Origin of the sequence: Sphingomonas sp. BE138 (assembly GCF_031456125.1) — a bacterium.
GTDB lineage: Bacteria > Pseudomonadota > Alphaproteobacteria > Sphingomonadales > Sphingomonadaceae > Sphingomonas.
Map to the genome: position 1 here is coordinate 24,780 of NZ_JAVDUC010000004.1, position 19,192 is coordinate 43,971.

At 68.8% G+C, this 19,192-nt stretch carries 16 protein-coding genes; 6 read left to right on the plus strand and 10 right to left on the minus strand.

Annotated features, from left to right (window positions below; genetic code table 11):
- Window positions 1–25: 25 nt before the first annotated feature.
- The 5 genes from J2Y58_RS06995 to J2Y58_RS07015 form a co-directional block, all read right to left on the minus strand.
- On the minus strand, window positions 26–283 hold the full coding sequence (locus J2Y58_RS06995) for a hypothetical protein (protein ID WP_310100708.1): 258 nt from the start codon (window positions 281–283) through the stop codon (window positions 26–28).
- A 65-nt stretch (window positions 284–348) separates the two neighbouring features.
- Window positions 349–1,860: an efflux transporter outer membrane subunit gene (locus J2Y58_RS07000; protein WP_310101291.1), complete on the minus strand. Its 1,512-nt coding sequence runs from the start codon at window positions 1,858–1,860 to the stop codon at window positions 349–351.
- A gap of 61 nt (window positions 1,861–1,921) precedes the next feature.
- Entirely contained in the window at window positions 1,922–5,125 is a 3,204-nt protein-coding gene (locus J2Y58_RS07005) for an efflux RND transporter permease subunit (protein ID WP_310100710.1), read from the minus strand.
- Between the two features lie 6 nt (window positions 5,126–5,131).
- Entirely contained in the window at window positions 5,132–6,346 is a 1,215-nt protein-coding gene (locus J2Y58_RS07010; protein WP_405053080.1) for an efflux RND transporter periplasmic adaptor subunit, read from the minus strand.
- 41 nt (window positions 6,347–6,387) lie between these two features.
- The gene (locus J2Y58_RS07015) at window positions 6,388–6,582 is read right to left on the minus strand and encodes a hypothetical protein (RefSeq protein WP_310100712.1); all 195 of its coding nucleotides are present in this window, start codon (window positions 6,580–6,582) and stop codon (window positions 6,388–6,390) included.
- Between the two features lie 18 nt (window positions 6,583–6,600).
- Between J2Y58_RS07015 and J2Y58_RS07020 the strand changes: the two genes are divergently transcribed.
- From J2Y58_RS07020 to J2Y58_RS07040, 5 genes are all read left to right on the plus strand, one after another.
- Complete coding sequence (locus J2Y58_RS07020) at window positions 6,601–7,107, plus strand: TetR/AcrR family transcriptional regulator (RefSeq protein WP_310100715.1); 507 nt, start codon at window positions 6,601–6,603, stop codon at window positions 7,105–7,107.
- Between the two features lie 108 nt (window positions 7,108–7,215).
- Window positions 7,216–8,187, plus strand: coding sequence for a substrate-binding domain-containing protein (locus J2Y58_RS07025; RefSeq protein ID WP_310100717.1), 972 nt, complete (start codon window positions 7,216–7,218; stop codon window positions 8,185–8,187).
- 114 nt (window positions 8,188–8,301) lie between these two features.
- Complete coding sequence (locus J2Y58_RS07030) at window positions 8,302–10,794, plus strand: TonB-dependent receptor domain-containing protein (RefSeq protein WP_310100719.1); 2,493 nt, start codon at window positions 8,302–8,304, stop codon at window positions 10,792–10,794.
- 104 nt (window positions 10,795–10,898) lie between these two features.
- Window positions 10,899–12,659: an alpha-amylase family glycosyl hydrolase gene (locus J2Y58_RS07035; RefSeq protein WP_310100721.1), complete on the plus strand. Its 1,761-nt coding sequence runs from the start codon at window positions 10,899–10,901 to the stop codon at window positions 12,657–12,659.
- A gap of 192 nt (window positions 12,660–12,851) precedes the next feature.
- On the plus strand, window positions 12,852–14,165 hold the full coding sequence (locus J2Y58_RS07040; RefSeq protein ID WP_310100723.1) for an MFS transporter: 1,314 nt from the start codon (window positions 12,852–12,854) through the stop codon (window positions 14,163–14,165).
- Between the two features lie 4 nt (window positions 14,166–14,169).
- On the opposite strand, the gene maiA is transcribed toward J2Y58_RS07040, so the two are convergent.
- The 5 genes from maiA to J2Y58_RS07065 are packed head-to-tail and all read right to left on the minus strand — an operon-like array spanning window position 14,170 to window position 18,070.
- A complete protein-coding gene (maiA, locus tag J2Y58_RS07045) occupies window positions 14,170–14,808 on the minus strand; it encodes a maleylacetoacetate isomerase (RefSeq protein WP_405053081.1) in 639 nt (212 codons plus the stop codon).
- A gap of 47 nt (window positions 14,809–14,855) precedes the next feature.
- The gene (locus J2Y58_RS07050) at window positions 14,856–15,059 is read right to left on the minus strand and encodes a hypothetical protein (RefSeq protein WP_310100725.1); all 204 of its coding nucleotides are present in this window, start codon (window positions 15,057–15,059) and stop codon (window positions 14,856–14,858) included.
- 25 nt (window positions 15,060–15,084) lie between these two features.
- Window positions 15,085–16,320, minus strand: a complete 1,236-nt coding sequence (locus J2Y58_RS07055) for an adenosylmethionine--8-amino-7-oxononanoate transaminase (protein WP_310100726.1) — start codon at window positions 16,318–16,320, stop codon at window positions 15,085–15,087.
- Window positions 16,317–16,955, minus strand: a complete 639-nt coding sequence (gene bioD, locus J2Y58_RS07060; RefSeq protein ID WP_310100727.1) for a dethiobiotin synthase — start codon at window positions 16,953–16,955, stop codon at window positions 16,317–16,319. Before bioD ends, J2Y58_RS07055 begins: the two co-directional genes overlap by 4 nt.
- On the minus strand, window positions 16,952–18,070 hold the full coding sequence (locus J2Y58_RS07065; RefSeq protein WP_310100728.1) for an 8-amino-7-oxononanoate synthase: 1,119 nt from the start codon (window positions 18,068–18,070) through the stop codon (window positions 16,952–16,954). The genes bioD and J2Y58_RS07065 overlap by 4 nt, the downstream gene beginning before the upstream one ends.
- A gap of 110 nt (window positions 18,071–18,180) precedes the next feature.
- Between J2Y58_RS07065 and J2Y58_RS07070 the strand changes: the two genes are divergently transcribed.
- Window positions 18,181–18,993, plus strand: a complete 813-nt coding sequence (locus J2Y58_RS07070; RefSeq protein ID WP_310100729.1) for a DUF4336 domain-containing protein — start codon at window positions 18,181–18,183, stop codon at window positions 18,991–18,993.
- Window positions 18,994–19,192 lie beyond the last annotated feature (199 nt).

Consider the following 19,192-nt stretch of genomic DNA (forward strand, 5'->3'; position numbering starts at 1 on the left):
GGAATGACGGACATGGTTCGCGGCACTACGCCCGGCGGTGCTTGCCGCCGTAATGCTGCCCGATATAGCTGCCGATCCGCGCCATCTCGCTCGCCGCGTTGCGCGTCGCCTCGGCGCAGCACGGGAACGGATCGCGCTCCGCCGCTGCGGCCCGCATCGCGACGCGCTCGCACAGCGTCTCGATATCGGCGCGCGACAGGAGGTTCTTCTCGCGCAACAGGCACAGCAGGGTCTGGAGGATGACCAGGCTCTCCTCTCCTGCGCGCGCGTCCGGGGTGACCATCGCCTCACTCCTCTCCAATTTGAAAGAGAGGGTACGCCGATGGCGCGCACGCGCAAGAGGGTTCGTCACGGCTGCGGGCGCGGTCCCTCACCTGCCAGACCGCCGCCGAGCGCGCGGTACAGCTCGATCAGGTTGTTCCCCTGCGTCAGGCGGGTCGTCACCAGCTGCTGCTGCGCTGAATATGCGGTACGCTGCGCATCGAGCGAGGTCAGGAAAGAATCGACTCCGGCGCGATAGCGTGCGTCGGACAGCCGCGCCGCGACGGTGGCCGCGTTGGCACGGGCACCCTGCGCCGCTAACTGCTCGCCGATCGTGCCGCGCTGCGCCAGCGCATCGGCCACCTCGCGAAACGCGGTCTGGATCGCGCGTTCGTAGGTGGCGACCGCCGCCTGCCGCGACGCCTTGGCATAATCGAGGTTGCCGGCGTTGCGGCCGCCGTCGAACAGCGGCAACGCCACCGACGGCGCGGCATTGTAGTTGAACGTGCCGCCGCCGAAGAGCCCCGACAGCGCGGTCGAGATCGTCCCGATCGTCGCGGTCAAAGAGATCCGCGGGAAGAACGCCGCGCGCGCTGCGCCGATGTTGGCGTTCTGCGCGATCAGCTGATGCTCGGCCTGGAGCACGTCGGGACGGCGCAGCAGCACTTCCGAGGTCAGGCTCGGCGGCAGCGCGTCGCGCGTGGCGGGCGCGGCGTCCAGTCCGGTCGGCAGTTGCGTCGCCGGCACGGTCGTCCCCGCCAGCAGGTTCAGCGCGTTCTGGTCGCGCGCTACCTGTGCGGTCAGCGTGGCGATGTCGTTGCGCGCCGCCTGATAATTCGTCTCGGCCTGCCGCGCCTCCAGCTCGGAAGCGACCCCGATGCGGAACTGCGCGCTGGTGAGGCGCACCGTCTCCTCGAAAGTCTTGAGCGTCTCGCGGCTCAGCCGTAATTGCTCCTGATCGGCGGCGAGTTGCAGCCACGCGCTCGCAACCTCGGCGATCAGGCTGATCCGCGCGCTGCGCTGTGCCTCCTCGCTTGCGAAGTATTGCTCCAGCGCGGCACGGTTCAGGTTGCGGACGCGTCCGAACAGGTCGAGCTCGAAGGCCGAAAAGCCGACGTTGGCCGAATAGAATTGGACATTCGACGAACTCTCGCCAACCGAGCCACCCGCGGCACCGCCGCCGCCGCCAGTGCCGCCCGTCCCGGTACCGGCGCCGGTGCCGGTGCCGGTGCCGGTGCCGGCTCCCGTGCCGACGCCGGCTCCGGTACCGCCGCCCGTCCCGGCGCCGGCCGCGCCGATCGCACCGAACAAGTTGTTGGTATAGGTCGCCGAACCGTTGACGCTGGTGCTCGGCACGATCGCCGAGCGCTGGACGCGATATTGCGCCCGCGCCTGGAGCACGTTGGCGGCCGCGACACGCAGGTCGCGATTGTTCTCCAGCGCGGTCGCGATCACCTGCCGCAACCGATCGTCCAGGAAGAAGTCGCGCCATCCGATCTGCGTGACGTCGGGCGCATCGGTGGCGGCACGCGGGTACACGCCGCCCTCCGGCAAGGCGACGGGCACCGCGCCAGTCGGGCGTTCGTACTTGGGCGCCATGTTGCACCCGGCGAGCGCGCTGGTCAGCGCCAGCGCGGCGAGGAACGTCGAACGAGTCACTTCAGGCTCCCTGATGGGCGGTATCGCCCGTGGGACGGTCGTCATGATGGGTGGCGTCGTCGTGGGACTTCTTCTCGTCCTTGCCCCCCTCCTCCTTGCCATGCCCGAACAGCTTGAGCACCACGACGAAGAACATCGGCACGAAGAAGATCGCCAGCACGGTCGCGGACAGCATGCCGCCCACCACTGAACGGCCGATCGCATGCTGGCCGCCCGCACCCGCGCCGGTCGACACCGCCAGCGGCATCACGCCGAACACGAAGGCAAGGCTGGTCATTAGGATCGGGCGCAGGCGCAGTTTGGCCGCCTCCACCGCCGCGTCGAAGGCGCTTTTCCCCTCGGCGATCTGCTCCTCGGCGAATTCGACGATCAGGATCGCGTTCTTCGCGGAAACGCCGATCGTGGTGATCAGGCCGACCTGAAGGTAGATGTCCTTGTTCTGTCCCGTCAGCCATGCGGCGAGCACCGCACCGATGATGCCCAGCGGCACGACCAGCAGCACCGAGATCGGCACCGACCAGCTTTCGTACAGCGCGGCGAGGCAGAGGAACACGATCAGCAGCGACAGCCCGTAGAGCGCCGGTGCCTGCCCGCCCGACAGCCGTTCCTCATAGGACAGGCCGGTCCATTCCAGGGTCGTGCCCGGGGGCAGTTTTGCATGGATCTCCTGCAACGCCTCCATCGCAGCGCCGGTGCTCTGCCCCGGTCCCGGCGAGCCTTGCAGCTGCATTGCCGGCTGCCCGTTGTAGCGGGTCAGCGAGACAGGAGCATTTGCCCATTCCTGCGTCGAGAAGGCGGTGAACGGCGCCATCTGCCCGTTGCTGCTGCGAACGTACAGCTCGCCGATGCTCTCAGGACTCATGCGATAGGGCGCATCGTTCTGAACATAGACGCGCTTCACACGGCCGCGGTCGATGAAGTCGTTGATGTAGCCGCCACCCCACGCGGTGGCGATCGTCGAGTTGACCGCCGACAGGTCGAGCCCAAGCGCGCGTGCCTTGTCCTCGTCGACCTTCACCTTCAGCTGCGGCGCGTCCTCCAGGCTAAGTGGGCGCACCTGTGCCAACCGCTTGTCCTGCGCGGCCATGCCGAGCATCATGTTGCGGATCTGCGTCAGCTTCTCGTGACCGATGCCGCCGGTGTCGACCAGCTGCACGTCGAAACCGGTCGCATTGCCAAGCTCCTGCACCGCGGGCGGGATCAGCGCGAAGATCAGCCCGTCCTTGTACTGCGAGAAGCTACCCATTGCGCGCGCGGCGATCGCCTGCGCGCGGTTGGCGCCGCCGGAGCGGTCCTCCCACGGCTTCAGGTTGACGAAGACGAGGCCGGTGTTCTGGCCCTGGCCGGCGAAGCTGAAGCCGTTGATCGTGAACACGCCGGCGACGTTCGCCGCCTCCTGCTTCAGGAAGTAGTCGCGAGTCAGCGCCAAGCCCTTGTCGGTGCGCGCGGTGCTCGCGCCCGCCGGTCCCTGGACCAGCGCGATCACGAAGCCCTGGTCCTCGTCCGGCAGGAAGCCCGAGGGCAGCCGGATGAAGATCAACGCCATGCCGGCGACGATCAGCAGATAGGCAAGTATCGAACGCTTCCAGTGGCGCGCGGTCCTCTGCACGCCATGCGTATACTTTTCCTGCCCGCGGTCGAACTTGTCGTTGAACCAGCGGAAGAAGCGGGCCAGCGGCCCCCGGCCTTCCTGCTTGTTCGGGTCATGCGGCTTCAGGATCGTCGCGCACAGCGCCGGGGTCAGGATCAGCGCGATCAGCACCGAGAGCACCATCGCCGAGACGATCGTGATCGAGAACTGGCGATAGATCACACCGGTCGACCCGCCGAAGAATGCCATCGGCAGGAACACCGCCGAGAGCACCAGACCGATGCCGACCAGCGCGCTGCTGATCTCGTCCATCGACTTGCGCGCCGCTTCCTTCGGCGACAGGTGCTCGGTGACGATCAGGCGCTCGACGTTCTCGACGACGACGATCGCGTCGTCGACGAGCAGACCAATCGCCAGCACCATGCCGAACAAGGTCAGCGTGTTGATCGTGTAGCCTGCGATCGCCATCACTGCGAACGTGCCGAGCAGCACGACCGGTACCGCAATCGTCGGGATCAACGTCGCGCGCCAGTTCTGAAGGAACAGGAACATGACCAGGAAGACGAGCACCACCGCCTCGATCAGCGTATGGACGACCTGCTCCACCGACAGCCGCACGAACGGCGTGATGTCATACGGGTAGATGACCTTCACGTCCGGCGGCAACGTCTTGCCGATTTCCGCCACGCGCGCCTTCAGCGTGTCGACGGTGTCGAGCGCATTGGCCCCCGCCGCCAGCCGCACGCCGAAGCCGGACGCCGGCTTGCCGTTATACTGCACGTCGAAGCCGTAATTTTCGGCGCCGATCTCGACCCGCGCGACGTCGCGCAGCCGCACGACCGCGCCGTCGGCGTTGGTCTTCAGCCGGATATTGCCGAACTGCTCGGGAGTCTGGAGCCGCGACTGCACCGACACGGTCGCGTTGAGCATCTGCTCCTTGGGTGCGGGCTGGGCGCCGATCTGCCCGGCCGAGACCTGCGCGTTCTGCGCCTGCACCGCGGCGGTCACGTCGGCGACGGTCAGCTGGTAGTTGTTGAGCTTCAGCGGATCGATCCAGATGCGCATCGCATATTGCGAGCCGAACACCTGCAGCTCGCCGACGCCGTTGACGCGGCTGACCGGATCCTGGAACCGCGACACGACCATGTCGGCCAGGTCGTTGTTGTTGTGCGATCCGTCGGTCGACACGAGGCCGACGACCGCGAGGAAGCTGGCGGAGGACTTGGTGACCTGGATGCCCTGACGCTGCACTTCCTGCGGCAGCAGCGGGGTCGCGGCCTGCAACTTGTTCTGGACTTGCACCTGCGCGATATCGGGGTCGGTACCCTGTTCGAAGGTCAGCGTGATCGTGACCACGCCCGCCGCCGACGACACCGATGAAAAATAGCGCAGATTGTCGATGCCGCGCAGCTGCTGCTCGATGATCTGGGTGGTGGTGCGCTCAAGCGTTTCGGCGTCGGCGCCCGGATAGTTGGCGGTGATCGCTACCGCGGGCGGGGCGATCTCGGGAAACTGGGCGATCGGAAGGCTGCGGATCGCGATGATCCCCGCCAGCATCAGCACCATGGCGATGACCCATGCGAAGATGGGCCGGTCGATGAAGAAGCGCGACATGCGGCGTTACTTTCCCTGAGCCGATTGGCCCTGCGGCGGCTGGCCCGGCGCACCGGGCTGCGCAGGCGCGGCGTTCGGGTTGAAGGGAACCGCCTTCACCGGCATTCCCGGACGCAGCATCATCGCGCCTTCCATCACGACCCTGTCGCCCGGCTTCAGCCCGGCCGTGACCAGCCAGTTGTCCCCGATCGTGCGCGGCGCGGTCAGCTGGCGCGGCTGGAGCTTATTGTCCGCACCGACGACCATCGCGGTCGGATTGCCGCGCTCGTCGCGGGTCACCGCGCGCTGCGGCACCAGGATCGCGTCGCTCTTCGTGCCTTCGACCAATTCGGCGCGGACGTACATGCCCGGCAGCAGCAGCCCGCGCGGGTTCGGGAACAGCGCACGGATCGTCTGCGTGCCGGTGTTGGGATCGACACTGACGTCGGCGAACTGGAGAGTGCCCTGAATCGGATAGACGGACCCGTCCTCCAGCCGCAGCTGGACGCGTGCCGCCTGTCCGCCGCGCGCCAGGTCGCCCGCGGCGATCTGTTGGCGCAGCTTCAGCAGGTCGGCGCTCGACTGCGACACGTCGACGTAGATCGGGTCGAGCCGCTGGATCGTCGTAAGCGGGTTGGTCTGCGCGGCGCTGACCAGCGCACCGGTGGTCGTCACCGACCGCCCGATCCGTCCCGAGATCGGCGCGCGAATCGTGGTGCGCGCCAGATCGATCTGCGCCGAACGCAGCGCGGCGGCCTGTGCGGCGACATCGGCCCGCGCCTGCTCGGCGCTGGTCACGGCATTCTCATAATCCTGCCGGGCGATCGCGTTGATCTTCACCAGCTCGCCGTAACGACGCTGGAGCGCGGCACTCGACGCGATCGCAGCGCGCGCGCGGGCCAGCGCGGCGCGCGCGCTGGCGACCTGCGCCTGATACGGCTGGGGATCGATGCGATAGAGCGGCTGTCCCTTGCGGACCGTGTCGCCCTCGGTGAACAGCCGCGCGGTGACCAGCCCGTTGACCTGCGGGCGAACCTCCGACGTCTCAAAGGCAGTCGTCCGCCCGGGCAACACCGTGGTCAGCGTCACCGCCTGCGGCTGCACCGTCACGAATCCGACCTGCGGCGGGCCGGCCTGTGCCTGCCCCTGTTGCTGCTGTTCCGGCGACTCGGCTCCACCGCCACAGGCAGCGAGCGGCGCCAGCATCATCGCGGCGACCGCGAACCCCGTTTTCGGCCCCATTTTCAACATGGACATCTCTTATGAAGTGTGTGAGTGATCGCTCACTCACGAATGCTGCTACTGCGAACAGATGGCAGCGTCAAGCTGGGAAGAAGATGGTCGACCGGGAAGTGCTCGAACAACAACAGCGATGCGACGCATACATTCAGGCCGATCTTCCACGCGATCGGAGCGGGAAGGCCAACGCGCGACGTGCCAAAATCGTTCAGGCCGCGCGGGAACTTTTTGCCGAACACGGTTTCTACGCCACCAGCATGGCCCGATTGTCGGAACGGTCGGGTGTGCTCGTGGGGCAGATCTATCGCGATTTCGCGAACAAGGAGGCGATCGTCGCCGCGCTGGTCGAACACGATCTCGACGAATTCCTGGCAGGCGACGCGCTGTGCGCGGCCAGATGCACTTCCGACCGCACGATGGTGCGCGGCTGGATCGCGCATTTCATCGCCTGCAACGACCTGAACGACACGCGTTTGATCTCCGAGATCATGGCCGAGGCGAACCGTAACCAGCGGATTGCCGAGATCTTCGATGCGATGGACGACCGGCTGCGCGGGCAGCTCGTTCGCGCGTTGAAGATCATCGTGCCGCAGGCGACCGATCCGGCGCGGATCGCACGATTGGCCGAATCGATCCTCATCATGGCCGGCGGTATGTGCCAGCGGCGACTGATGAACGCGCGCTGCACCGATCCGGAAGTGCTGAAGATGTTGATGGCGTTCATCGATAGCGAAATCGCGGCAATCGAGCGCGACCACCGCTGATCGCCCGCGACCACGGCGCCGTTGCGCCGCGGTGCGGTGCGGCTAAGGATGCCGGGAGAGAACAAGGCGGGGACAAAGGCGAGTGGCGACGGCGCGGAATCAGGAACAATGAAGCTGGCCGATCTGGCGACGGTGGCAGGGGTATCGACCGCCACCGTATCGCGCGCGCTGTCGGGTCATCCGTCGGTCAGCAAGGCGACGCAGGAGCGCATCCGCGCGCTCGCCCGCGAACACGGGGTGCGCCCCAACCAGCTGGCGCGCAACCTGCGGCTGCGCAGCACCGGCGCGATCGCACTCGCCATGCCGCTGGGCCATGCACGCACGCAGCATCTGACCGATCCGTTCTTCCTCAGCCTGCTCGGCTTCGTCGCCGATCTGCTGGTTGATCGCGGCTACGACATCCTGCTGTCGCGCGTGCTGCCCGAAAGCGACGAGTGGCTCGACCGGCTGGTCGACAGCGGACGCGTTGATGGCGTGTTGCTGGTCGGCCAATCCGACCAATATGACACGATCGAGCGCGTCGCGCAGCGCTATGCCCCGCTCGTCGTCTGGGGGGTCAACCGCCCCGGCCAGCACCATCTGACGATCGGCTCCGACAACCGGCTGGGCGGGCGGATCGCGGCCGAGCACCTGCTCGCACGGGGGCGGCGCCGGCTATTGTTCGTCGGCGACCCCGCGCCGCCCGAATTCGCCGACCGGCTGGCCGGCTTCCGCGACGGTGCAGACGGCGTCGAGGTGCTGGCGTGCGAGATGGACCCCAGCTCGGTGTCGGCGGCGGTGCGCGCACGGATCGCCGCCGGCGCGGCGTTCGACGCGATCTTCGCCGCGTCCGACGTCGCCGCGATCAGCGCATTGGGCGCGCTCACCGAGGCCGGGCGCGACGTGCCGGGCGACGTGGCCGTCATCGGCTATGACGACGTGACGCTCGCCGCGCACACCGCGCCGGCGTTGACGACGATCCGCCAGGATCTCGTCACGGGCACCGCGCTGATGGTCGATGCGCTGCTGCGCCGGATCGCGGGCGAGCCCGTCGACAGCGCGATCGTCGCGCCGCAGCTGATCGTCCGCGCGTCCACCTGACCTCAAAACTTTTGCAATCGTTTGCACAATCTAGATTGCAATCGATTGCAAAGAGAGTATGCATCCTCTTCAACGGGGTCGCAGAAAGCGACCGGTCAGGAGAGGTTTTCCGTGATGACGCTGCGTTTTCGCCTGCTCGCTTCCATTCCCGCGCTGCTGATCGCCGGCGCCTCGCAGGCACAAACCTCGACACCATCCGCCGATGCGCCGCAGACCGCCGACGTCGCGACGCCGACCGAAGCCGCCACCCCCGACGATATCGTCGTCACCGGTGTGGCGCAGGGCCGCAATCGCCTCGACACCTCCGTTTCGGTCAGCTCGCTCGACGCAGACCTGACCACCAAGATCCCGCCGCGCAACACCGCCGAGATCCTGCGCAACCTGCCCGGCGTCCGCGTCGAGGCGTCGGGCGGCGAGGGCAACGCCAACATCTCGGTGCGCGGCCTTCCGGTCGCCTCGGGCGGTTCCAAGTTCCTGCAATTGCAGGAAGACGGCTTGCCGGTGCTGGAATTCGGCGACATCATCTTCGGCAATGCGGACATCTTCATCCGCAACGACCTGTCGCTGGCGCGCATCGAATCGGTGCGCGGCGGCTCGGCGTCGACCTTCGCGAGCAACTCGCCGGGCGGCATCATCAACTTCATTTCGAAGACCGGGGAGCAGGAAGGGGGTTCGTTTCAGCTGTCGTCGGGCCTCGACTATCGCGAATATAGGGCCGACTTTGCGTACGGGGGCCGCATCGATGCGCAAACGCGTTACGAATTGAGCGGTTTCTACCGCCTCGGTGACGGTCCGCGCGACGTAGGCTATGACGCGATGCGCGGCGGCCAGATCAAGGCCAACATCACGCGCGAGTTCGACGGCGGCTATGTCCGCGTCTATGGCAAGTATCTCGACGACCGCAGCATCGCCTATCTGCCCAATCCGGTGCGCGTGACCGGCAGCGACGGCGACCCGACGTACCAGAACATTCCCGGCTTCTCGATCAACGAGGACACGCTGCACAGCCGCTACATCGGCTCGGTCCTGACGCTCGACGGCAACAACAACCCGGTCCGGCGCAGCATCGGCGACGGCATGCACCCGGTCGTCAAGTCGGTCGGCTTCGAGGGCCAGTTCGAGCTCGCCGAGGGCTGGAACGTGACCGAGCGATTCCGGTATTCGGACATCTCCGGCGACTTCGTCTCGCCGTTTCCGGCGGCGGTGGGCGATGCACAGACCACCGCCAACGCGTTCGCCGGCGCGAACGCGCAGCTCTTCTACGCCAGCGGGCCGCTCTCGGGGCAGCGCATCGCCACGCCCGGCACGCTCGGCGGCAACGGCCTGCTCGCCAGCGTCGTGCTGTTCGACGTCGATCTGAAGAGCCTCGACAACATCACCAACGACCTGCGCCTGAACGGCAAGGTCGATTTGGGCGGCGGCGCGCTGTCGATCGCGGCGGGTATCTACAATTCGCGCCAGGACGTGAAGACCGACTGGCTGTGGACGTCGTTCTTCCAGACCGTGCAGGGCGACGGCCGCTCGGTGCTGGTCGACATCCGCAACGCCGCGGGCGTGTCGCAGACCGCCGGGGGCACGCTCTACTCGGCATCGTTCTTCGGCAATTGCTGCCGCCGCAGCTACGACATGCGCTACACCACCAACGCGCCGTTCGCGCAGCTCGGCTTCGAGGTCGGCCGCCTGAACATCGACGGCAGCCTGCGTTACGATTTCGGCGCGGCCAAGGGCAGCATCGCGGGCGACCTGCCCGGCGCGACCACCACGCGCGCGCAGGACATCGACGGCAACGGCACGATCTCGGCCGCCGAGCAGGCGGTGGCGTTCATCCCGAACAACCGCACGGGCATCGACTATGACTATAGCTATCTCTCCTACTCGGCGGGCATCAACTACCGCCTGAGCGACACGCTGGCCGCCTTCGCGCGCTACAGCCGCGGCGGGCGCGTCAATGCCGACCGCCTGCTGTTCGGCCCGACGATCAATCTCCAGACCGGCGGCCAGGTCCCCGGCGCCAAGCCGTACGACTTCGTCAAACAGGCGGAGGGCGGCGTGAAGTTCCAGTCCGGCCCGGTCGCGCTGTACGCCACCGTCTTCAACGCCCGCACGCAGGAGACCAACTACCTGCTCTCGCAGCAGCAGTTCACCAGCCGCGACTATGAGGCGACCGGCGTCGAGGTCGAGGGCCGCTTCCGTCGCGGACCGTTCTCGCTGACTGCGGCGGGCACCTATACCGACGCGACGATCACCCGCGATGCCACCGACGCCACGCTGGACGGCAACCGGCCGCAGCGTCAGGCCGCGTTCGTCTACCAGGCGACGCCGCAGCTGGACTTCGGCCGCGTCAGCTTCGGCGCGAACGTGATCGGCACGACGTCCAGCTACACGCAGCCGGTCAACCAGCTGAAGATGCCTGCGTATACGCAGGTCAACGGCTTCCTGCTGGTGCGCGCGGCCGACAACATCAGCTTCAACCTGAACGCCAACAACATCTTCAACGTGAAGGGCATCACCGAGGCCGAGGACGCCGCGATCCCTGCCAACCAGCTGGTCCGGGCGCGCTCGATCAACGGTCGCACCATCGCGGCGTCGGTGCGGTTCGACTTCTGAGCCTTTCCGGCCACGCCGGCGCAGGCCGGGCCCGGAGTCCTGCGCCTGGCGCTCGACCCCGGTTCCCGCCGGCGTAACGATCATGATGTGAGAGAATCGACGACATGACGATGGCGCAGCGCCTGGAAGCGATCGCACCGCGGCTCCGGCGTCAGCTCGCCCGGCTCTACCCGGCGCAGGACCAGCCCGCGCTGTGGGAGCAGGTCGAGGCCGTGATCCACGCGCGCGCCGCCGAGCGCCCGGCGGCGATGCAGATACTGGACGCCGCCCGGGTCGCCGATCCCGACTGGTTCGTGCGTCCGGACATGCTGGGCTACTCGACCTATGTCGACCGCTTCGGCGGCACCGTCGCCGGCGTGGCAGCGCATGTCGACCATCTCGAAGCGCTCGGCACCCGCTACCTCCACCTGTTGGCGCTGCTGAAGGCGCGCGAGGGCGACAGCGACGGCGGCTTCGCGGTCGCCGACTATCTCGCCGTCGAGCCGCGGCTCGGCACGATGCAGGACGTCGAGCGGCTGGCCGGGCGGTTGCGCGCCGCCCGGATCAGCCTGTGCGTCGATCTGGCGCTGAACCACACCGCCGACGATCACGAATGGGCGAAGGCCGCCGAGGCCGGCGACCCGTTCTACCGCGACTTCTACATCGTCGCGGACGAGGCCGAGGCAGCGGCGCGCGACGCCGAACTGCCGCAGGTTTTCCCGACCACCGCACCCGGCAATTTCACCCATGTGCCGGAAATGGGCGGACACGTCTGGACGACCTTCTACCCGTTCCAATGGGATCTGAACTGGCGCAATCCCAACGTCTTCCTGGCGATGCTCGACGCCGGGCTGCGCCTGGCCAACCACGGCTTCGAGGCGTTTCGGCTCGACAGCACCGCCTTTCTCTGGAAGCAGCCCGGCACTGATTGCCGCAACCTTCCGGAGGCGCATTACATCGTTCGCGCCCTGCGCGCCGCGCTCGACATCGCCGCGCCCGCGACCTTGCTCAAGGCGGAGGCGATCGTCCCGACCGCGTTCGTGCCGCCGTATTTCGGGGTCGACGAGGGCGAAGGGTTCGAACCCGAATGTCACCTCGTCTATAACAATTCGCTGATGGTCGCGGGCTGGGTCGGGCTGGCCGAGCAATCCGCGCAGCTCCCGCAGGCGATCGTCGCGGCGAGCGGCGGGCTGCCGGCCGGAGCGAACTGGCTCAGCTACGCACGCTGCCACGACGATATCGGCTGGGGCGCGGTGCTGGGCGACCTGCGCGGTCTCGACGCTGCCCCGGAGGATCGGCTGCGCGCCGCCGCCGCCTTCCTGCACGGGGCGGGGGACAGTTGGGCGCGCGGGGTGCCGTTCCAGTCGGACGGCGCGGCGCTGCACGGCACCAACGGCATGCTCGCCGCGCTCGTCGGGCTGGAGGCGGCGACGACCGACGACGAGCGCGACGCCGCCTTCCGCCGCATCGCGCTGCTGAACGCGCTGTCGATCGCCAGCGGCGGGCTGGCCACGACCTACATGGGGGACGAGGCCGGGCTGACCAACGACTATGGCTATGTCGGGGACCCCGAGCGCGCGCACGAGGGCCGGTGGATCCATCGCCCGGCGATGGACTGGGCGGCGCTGGATGCGCCCGCGGCCCGCCGCATCACCGCCGACCTGACCGCCTTGCGCGACGCGCGCATCGCCAGCGGCGGCGCGGGCGCTCCCTGCGCGATCGCGACCGACGACCCGGCGCTGCTGGGCATTGCGTGCGGCCGCGACCGCGTGTTCCTGAACTTCGGGAACCACGCGGTAGCGCTGCCCGATGGCGGGCGCGACCGGCTGACGGGGGCGCACTGTGACCACGTCGAGGCTTGGGGCGCCGTATGGCTGGAGGAGTGATGATGGTGACGGCATCTTCGTCACGCGTGCACCCGCTCCACCCCATCCTGTCATTCCCGCGCAGGCGGGAACCCAGTACCCTGACCTATCCGCAAGAGACGCGGCGACAGCGCGTCCGGATTCCCGCCTTGGCGGGAATGACGGGGTGGTCATGGTGACGGACGGGCTCCCCCTCCCATCAGGAAGCGTGAGATGACCAAGCCGCGCCTGTCGCTCGCCCGCATCGTCGAGATGAACCTCGGCTTCCTCGGGCTGCAATTCTCGTTCGGCCTGCAACAGGCGAACATGGCGCCGATCTACGGCTATCTCGGCGCCGACGAGGCGACGCTGCCGCTGCTCTGGCTCGCCGGCCCGGTCACCGGCCTTCTCGTCCAACCGCTGATCGGCGCGATGAGCGATCGCACCAACAGCAGGCTCGGTCGTCGCACGCCCTATTTCCTCGTCGGTGCGGTGCTGTGCAGCCTGTGCCTGTTCGCGATGCCGTACAGCCGCGCCTTGTGGATGGCGGCCAGCCTGCTGTGGATCCTCGACGCGGCCAACAACGTCACGATGGAGCCGTACCGCGCCTATGTCGGCGACCGCCTGGCCGAGGATCAGCGCGCCACCGGCTTCCTGACGCAATCCGCGTTCACGGGCCTTGCCCAGACGCTCTCCTATCTCTCGCCGTCGCTGCTCGTCTGGTTCGGGTTCGACAAGGATGCGGTCGACGCCAACGGCATTCCCGACATCACGCGGCTGGCGTTCATCATCGGCGCGGTGCTGTCGCTATCGACGATCCTGTGGTCAGTCTGGCGCGTGCCCGAACTGCCGCTGCCGCCCGAGGAGCAGGCGCGAATGGATGCCGAGCCGCTCACGCTGCGCGGTGCGCTCGCCGACCTGAAGACCGCGTTGGTCGAGATGCCCCGGCCGATGCGCCAGCTGGCACTCGCGATGCTGTGCCAATGGTACGCGATGTTCGCTTATTGGCAGTTCATCGCCTTTGCGCTCGCGCGCTCGCTTCACGGCACCTCCGACACGTCCACCACCGCGTTCCGCGACACGACGCTGACGGTCGGACAGCTCGGCGCCTTCTACAATGCGGTCGCGTTCGTCGCCGCGCTGGCGCTGATGCCGCTGGCCAGGCGCCACGGTGCCAAGCGCGTCCACGCCTGCTGCCTCGCCGCCTCGGGCGTGGCGATGCTGGCGATCCCGGCGCTGCCGTCGACGGGCTGGCTGTTCGTCGCGATGATCGGCGTCGGCATCGGCTGGGCCGGGATGATGGGCAACCCGTACATCATGCTGACCGGCATGATCCCACCCGAGCGCAACGGCGTCTACATGGGCATCTTCAACATGTTCATCGTCATCCCGATGATGATCGAGAGCCTGTCGGTCCCGCTGTTCTACCGCAGCCTGCTCGGCGGCGACGCGCGCGGGGTGATCATGCTCGGGGGCGCGCTGATGCTGCTCGGCGCGGTCGCGACGGTGATGGTCGGGCGGGGTGCGCGCCGCCGGGTGGTCGCCTGACGCGCTATTCCGCGTCGGGCTGACGCTCCGGCGCGGCCTTGGCGAACGCCGGCAGCGCGAGGCATGCCGCCTCCACCGCCAGCAACCGCGGCCAGCGTACGTCGACCCCGAACCGCCGTGCGTTCACCAGTTGCGGCACCAGGCACAGGTCGGCGAGCGTCACCTGTGTGCCAAAGGCATATGGGCCGTCGTGGCCGGCGATCAGCGCGTCGCAACTCCCCAGCCCGTCCGCGATCGTGTCGCGCGCCCATGCTGTCACCGCCGCCTCGTCCAGCCCGGCAGCGCGCAGCCGCTGAAGGACGCGCAGGTTCTGCACCGGGTGCGTGTCGCACGCGATCACCTGCGCGAACGCCCGCACCCTTGCCCGGGCGACCGCATTCCCCGGCAGCAACGGCGGCTCGGACACGAGCTCGTCGAGGAATTCGCAGATCGCCAGGCTCTGTGTCAGCACTGCGCCGTTCCATTCGAGGGCCGGCACCAGCCCCTGCGGATTCAGCGCCAGATAATCGGGCGCGCGCTGCCGTCCGTCACGCAGGTGGTGGAAGACGTCGCGCCACGCGATCCGCTTGAGGTTCAGCGCGATCCGCACGCGATAGGCGGCGGTCGAGCGGAAATAGCCGTGCAGCACCGGCTCGCCATGCATCCCGGTCATCATCCTCCCCTTCGTATGGGGAGCATAACCCCTGCGGGTCAGTTGCGCAGCAGCGGAACGATGCCCTTGCGCCGCGCACTCCCGTCGGCGAGCGCGCGCAAGGTCTCGGCCTCCGCCGCCAGCCGCTGCGCCTCGCCCAGCGACAGCGCGTCACGCGCCTTCGCCTCCAGCGCCGCCGCACGCTCCCGCGCGACCTCGCGGTGGTCTGTCCACCATCCACGCAGGCGGTCGTAAAACGTCATCATGACGCGCCCAACGCGCGACACGCTATCTCTTCGCCGCGATCGCCTCGGCGATGACGAAATAAATCCGTTCGAGATCAGTGTCGTCGATACAATAGGGCGGCATCACGTACAAGGTGTCGCCCAGCGGCCGCAGCAGCACGTCGCGGTCGCGGAAGAAGGCGAGCAGGCGCGGCGCGATGTCGGCCAGATAACCCTCCCCCGCCCCGACCTCGAACGCCGCGATCGTCCCCAGCCGCCGCGCGTTCCGCACGCCCTCCAGCGCCGCCAGCCGCCTGGCCTGTGCCTCGCCCAATCGCGCGACCCGCTCCCGCACCGGCTCCTCGCGCCAGATCGCCAGGTTCGCCGCCGCCGCCGCGCAGGCGATCGGGTTGGCGGTATAGCTCGACGAATGGAAGAACATCCGCCCCCGGTCGGTCGACCAGTGCGCGTCGAAGATCGGCTCGCTCGCCATCGTGACCGCCAGCGGCAGCGCACCACCGGTCAGCCCCTTCGACAGGCACAGGATATCGGGCTCGATGCCGGCCTGCTCGCACGCCAGCAACGTGCCGGTGCGGCCCCATCCGGTCATCACCTCGTCGGCGATGAACAGCACGCCGTGGCGCGCACAGATCGCGCGCATCTGCGCCAGTACTTCCGGGGCGTAGAACAGCATGCCGCCGGCCCCCAGCACCAGCGGCTCGACGATGAACGCCGCCGCCCCGCCCGCGCACGCCCGTTCCAGCGCGTCCAGCGTCCCCTGCTCCGCTCCCGCCGCCGGATAGGGGATCGTCTCGACATCGAACAGCAGCGGCGCATAGGCACGGTTGAACACGCCGCGCTGCCCGACCGACATCGCGCCGATCGTGTCGCCGTGATAGCCATGCTCCATCACCAGGATGCGGTGCCGGGGCTCGGCGCGCGCCAGCCAGTAACCGAGCGCCATCTTCAACGCGACCTCGACGCTGGTGGAGCCGGAATCGGAGAAGAACACCCGCGTCAGCGACGCCGGCATGATCGCGCGCAGCCCGGCCGCGACCTCCTTGGCGGGTTCGTGCGTCCAGCCGGCGAAGATCATCTGGTCCAGCCGCCCGGCCTGTTCGCGGATCGCGGCGGCGATGCGCGGGTGTGCATGGCCGTGCGTCGTCACCCACCACGACGAGATCGCGTCGATCACCCGCCGCCCATCGGTGGTGAACAGCGCCGCCCCCTCGGCGCGTGCCACGCACGGGATCGGCTCGCGCAGCCCGTGCTGCGTGAACGGATGCCAGACCGAACTCACCGGACATCTTCCACTTGGAAGTCGCACACGTCGAACTGCGCCGCGAACGCCGCCGCCAGCGCCCCGGGGGTCAGGTCGGACAGGATCGGCAACCGCCCCAGCCGCCGCACGCCACCAATCGCCGCGATCGTCGCCTCGCTGTCCTCCACCGCCTCGCCGATGAAGGCGACACCCAGCACGCGGACCCCGCGCGCCCGCAACGCCTCGATCGACAACAGGCTGTGGTTGATCGTCCCCAGCGCGGTGCGCGCGACCAGCACCACCGGCGCGCCCCATGCCGCCGCCTGATCGGCGAACGACCGCGCGCGGGTCAGCGGCACCAACACGCCGCCCGCGCCCTCGACCACCAGCGGCCCCGGCACCGTGGGCAGCGCCAGCCGCGATGGATCGATCGTCACGCCGTCAATCTCCGCGGCGCGGTGCGGCGAGCACGGCGTCGCCAGCCGGTATGCCTCTGGCACCACCTTCGCCGGGTCGACGCCCAGCGCGACGACGCTGCCCCCATCACTGCCGTCCGCCAGCCCGGCCTGCACCGGCTTCCAGTAATGCGCGCCCAGCGCCACCGTCAGCGCGGCGGCGAACACCGTCTTGCCGACGTCGGTGTCAGTACCCGTCACGACGATCGTCCCGCTCACGGCAGCACCTCCTGCAACACTGCCGCCAGCGCGGCGATCTCCGCTTCGCCGACGTGCAGCGTCAGCGCTACTCGCAGCCGCGCGGTGCCGGCCGGCACGGTCGGCGGACGAATGCCGCGCACGTCGAACCCCGCCGCCTGCACCGCCGCCGCCACGCGCATCGCGTCGCGGTCCAAGCCGATCACCAGCGGCACGATCTGCGACTCCACGCGCGCACCAAGCGGCGCGAGGTGCCGCCTTGCCGCCCCGATCAGCGTATGCAGCCGCGCACGCCGCTCCGGCTCGTCCACGACGATCCGCAACGCCTCGCGCGCGATCGCCGCGCCCAAGGGCGCGGGTGCGGTGGAGAAAATGAACGGTCGCGCGCGCGCCACCAGAAAGTCGCGCACGATCGCAGGTCCGCACAACAGCGCCCCCTCGCACCCCAGTGCCTTGCCCAGCGTATTCAGTGTGATGACATTCGCGCGGCCGTGCAGCGCCGCCGCCACGCCGCGCCCGCCGTCGCCCCACACGCCGGTCGCATGCGCCTCGTCGACGATCAGCATCGCGTCATGCCGCTCGGCGACCGCAGCATAGGCGGCGACGTCGGCCAGGTCGCCATCCATGCTGTAGAGGCTCTCGATGGCGATCCACGCCGTACCCGTGCCCCCGCCCGCGCGCCACGCCGCGATCGCATCGCCGGCGGCCTGCGCATCGCCATGCGCCGCCGCGACGCACGGGGCGCGGCCCAGCCGCAGCCCGTCGTGCATGCTGGCATGGACCAAAGCGTCATGGACCACCAGATCGCCCGGCTGCGGCACCGCCGACAGCAGTGCCGTGTTCGCCGCATAGCCGCTGCCGAAGAACAGCGCGGTTTCCGCGCCGAAGAAGCGCGCGGCTTCCGCCTCCAGCGCCTCGTGCTCGGCATCGTTGCCGCGCAACAGCCGCGACCCGCCCGATCCCACCGCCACGCCGCGCGCCAGCGCGTCCGCCGCCGCCGCCAGCATCCGCGGCGCGGTCGACAGCGCCAAATAGTCGTTCGAGGACAGGTCGACCCCGCCGCGCGAGGTGAGCGTCCGCAGGCGGTCGGCATCGGCGAGCGCGGACAGATGGGCGCGTTGAGCGGCAAGCTGCATCGGCGCGGCTATGCCCGCGCGGATGCGGCTTGGCCAGTATCGATGCCCCCGAAGCGCATCGTGGCGCGTTGGCGGCGCTCGGCCGATGCGATGCAGATGGAGGTATCCCCATGAACCGCAACACGAAGATCGCGCTGGGCGGTGCGGCGGTCGCCGCCGGTGCCGTTGCATGGCTGGCGGCACGCGAACGCCGCAGCGACGCCCCCGCGAGCTACCCGCCGCTCGACGTCCTCAAGCCGTTCGCCGACGGCATCTGGATATCCGACAGCGGCCCGATGATCGCCTCCGGACTGTCGCTGCCGATCCGCATGACGGTGATCCGGCTGCCCGACCGCTCGCTGATGCTCCACTCTCCGACGCGCTTCACCCCCGCTCTGGCCGCGGCGCTCGCTGAGGTGGGCACGGTGCGGCACCTGATCGCGCCCAATATCGCGCATTGGACGCGGCTGCCGGCGTGGCAGCGTGCCTATCCGCAGGCGACCTTGTGGGCCGCGCCCGGCCTGGCCGAGCGCGGGCAGGTGCAGCGCAGCGGCCTCCGGATCGACCGCGAGCTTGGCGACGCCGCGCCGCCCGAATGGGCCGAGAGCGTCGAGCAGGGGCTGATCGACGGCGCGGCCGGGTTCAGTGAAATCTGGTTCCACCATCGCCCGTCACGCACCCTGATCCTGACCGACGTGGTGCAGCATATGGAGCCGGAGCGGCTGCCCCCGCTTACCGCTCTGGTTGCGCGGCTGAGCGGCGGCGCGAACGGTACGACCCCGCGCTACCTGCGCCCGGTGCTACGCTTCGGCGGCACCGACCTGCACGGAACCGCGGCAACCCTGGTCGGCCTCGCGCCCGAGCGCGTGGTCTTCGCCCACGGCCGCCCCTTCACCACCGACGCGGCCGCGCGGTTGAAGCAGGCGCTCGCCTGGGTGGAGTGAGGGGTGGGCTCCTGTCGCACCACCTTGGTCCGGTTCCTATCGCAGGGCTCGTCACGGCAGCGCGTGTCGCGCGCCGCCGAACCCGATCGTACCACCCGAACCATTCGCGCCGAGCCTGTCGAGCGCGTGCCGATGACGCACCCTTCGACAGGCTCGGCACGAACGGATTGTTGATCGAAACGGCGCGAGCGGGATACCG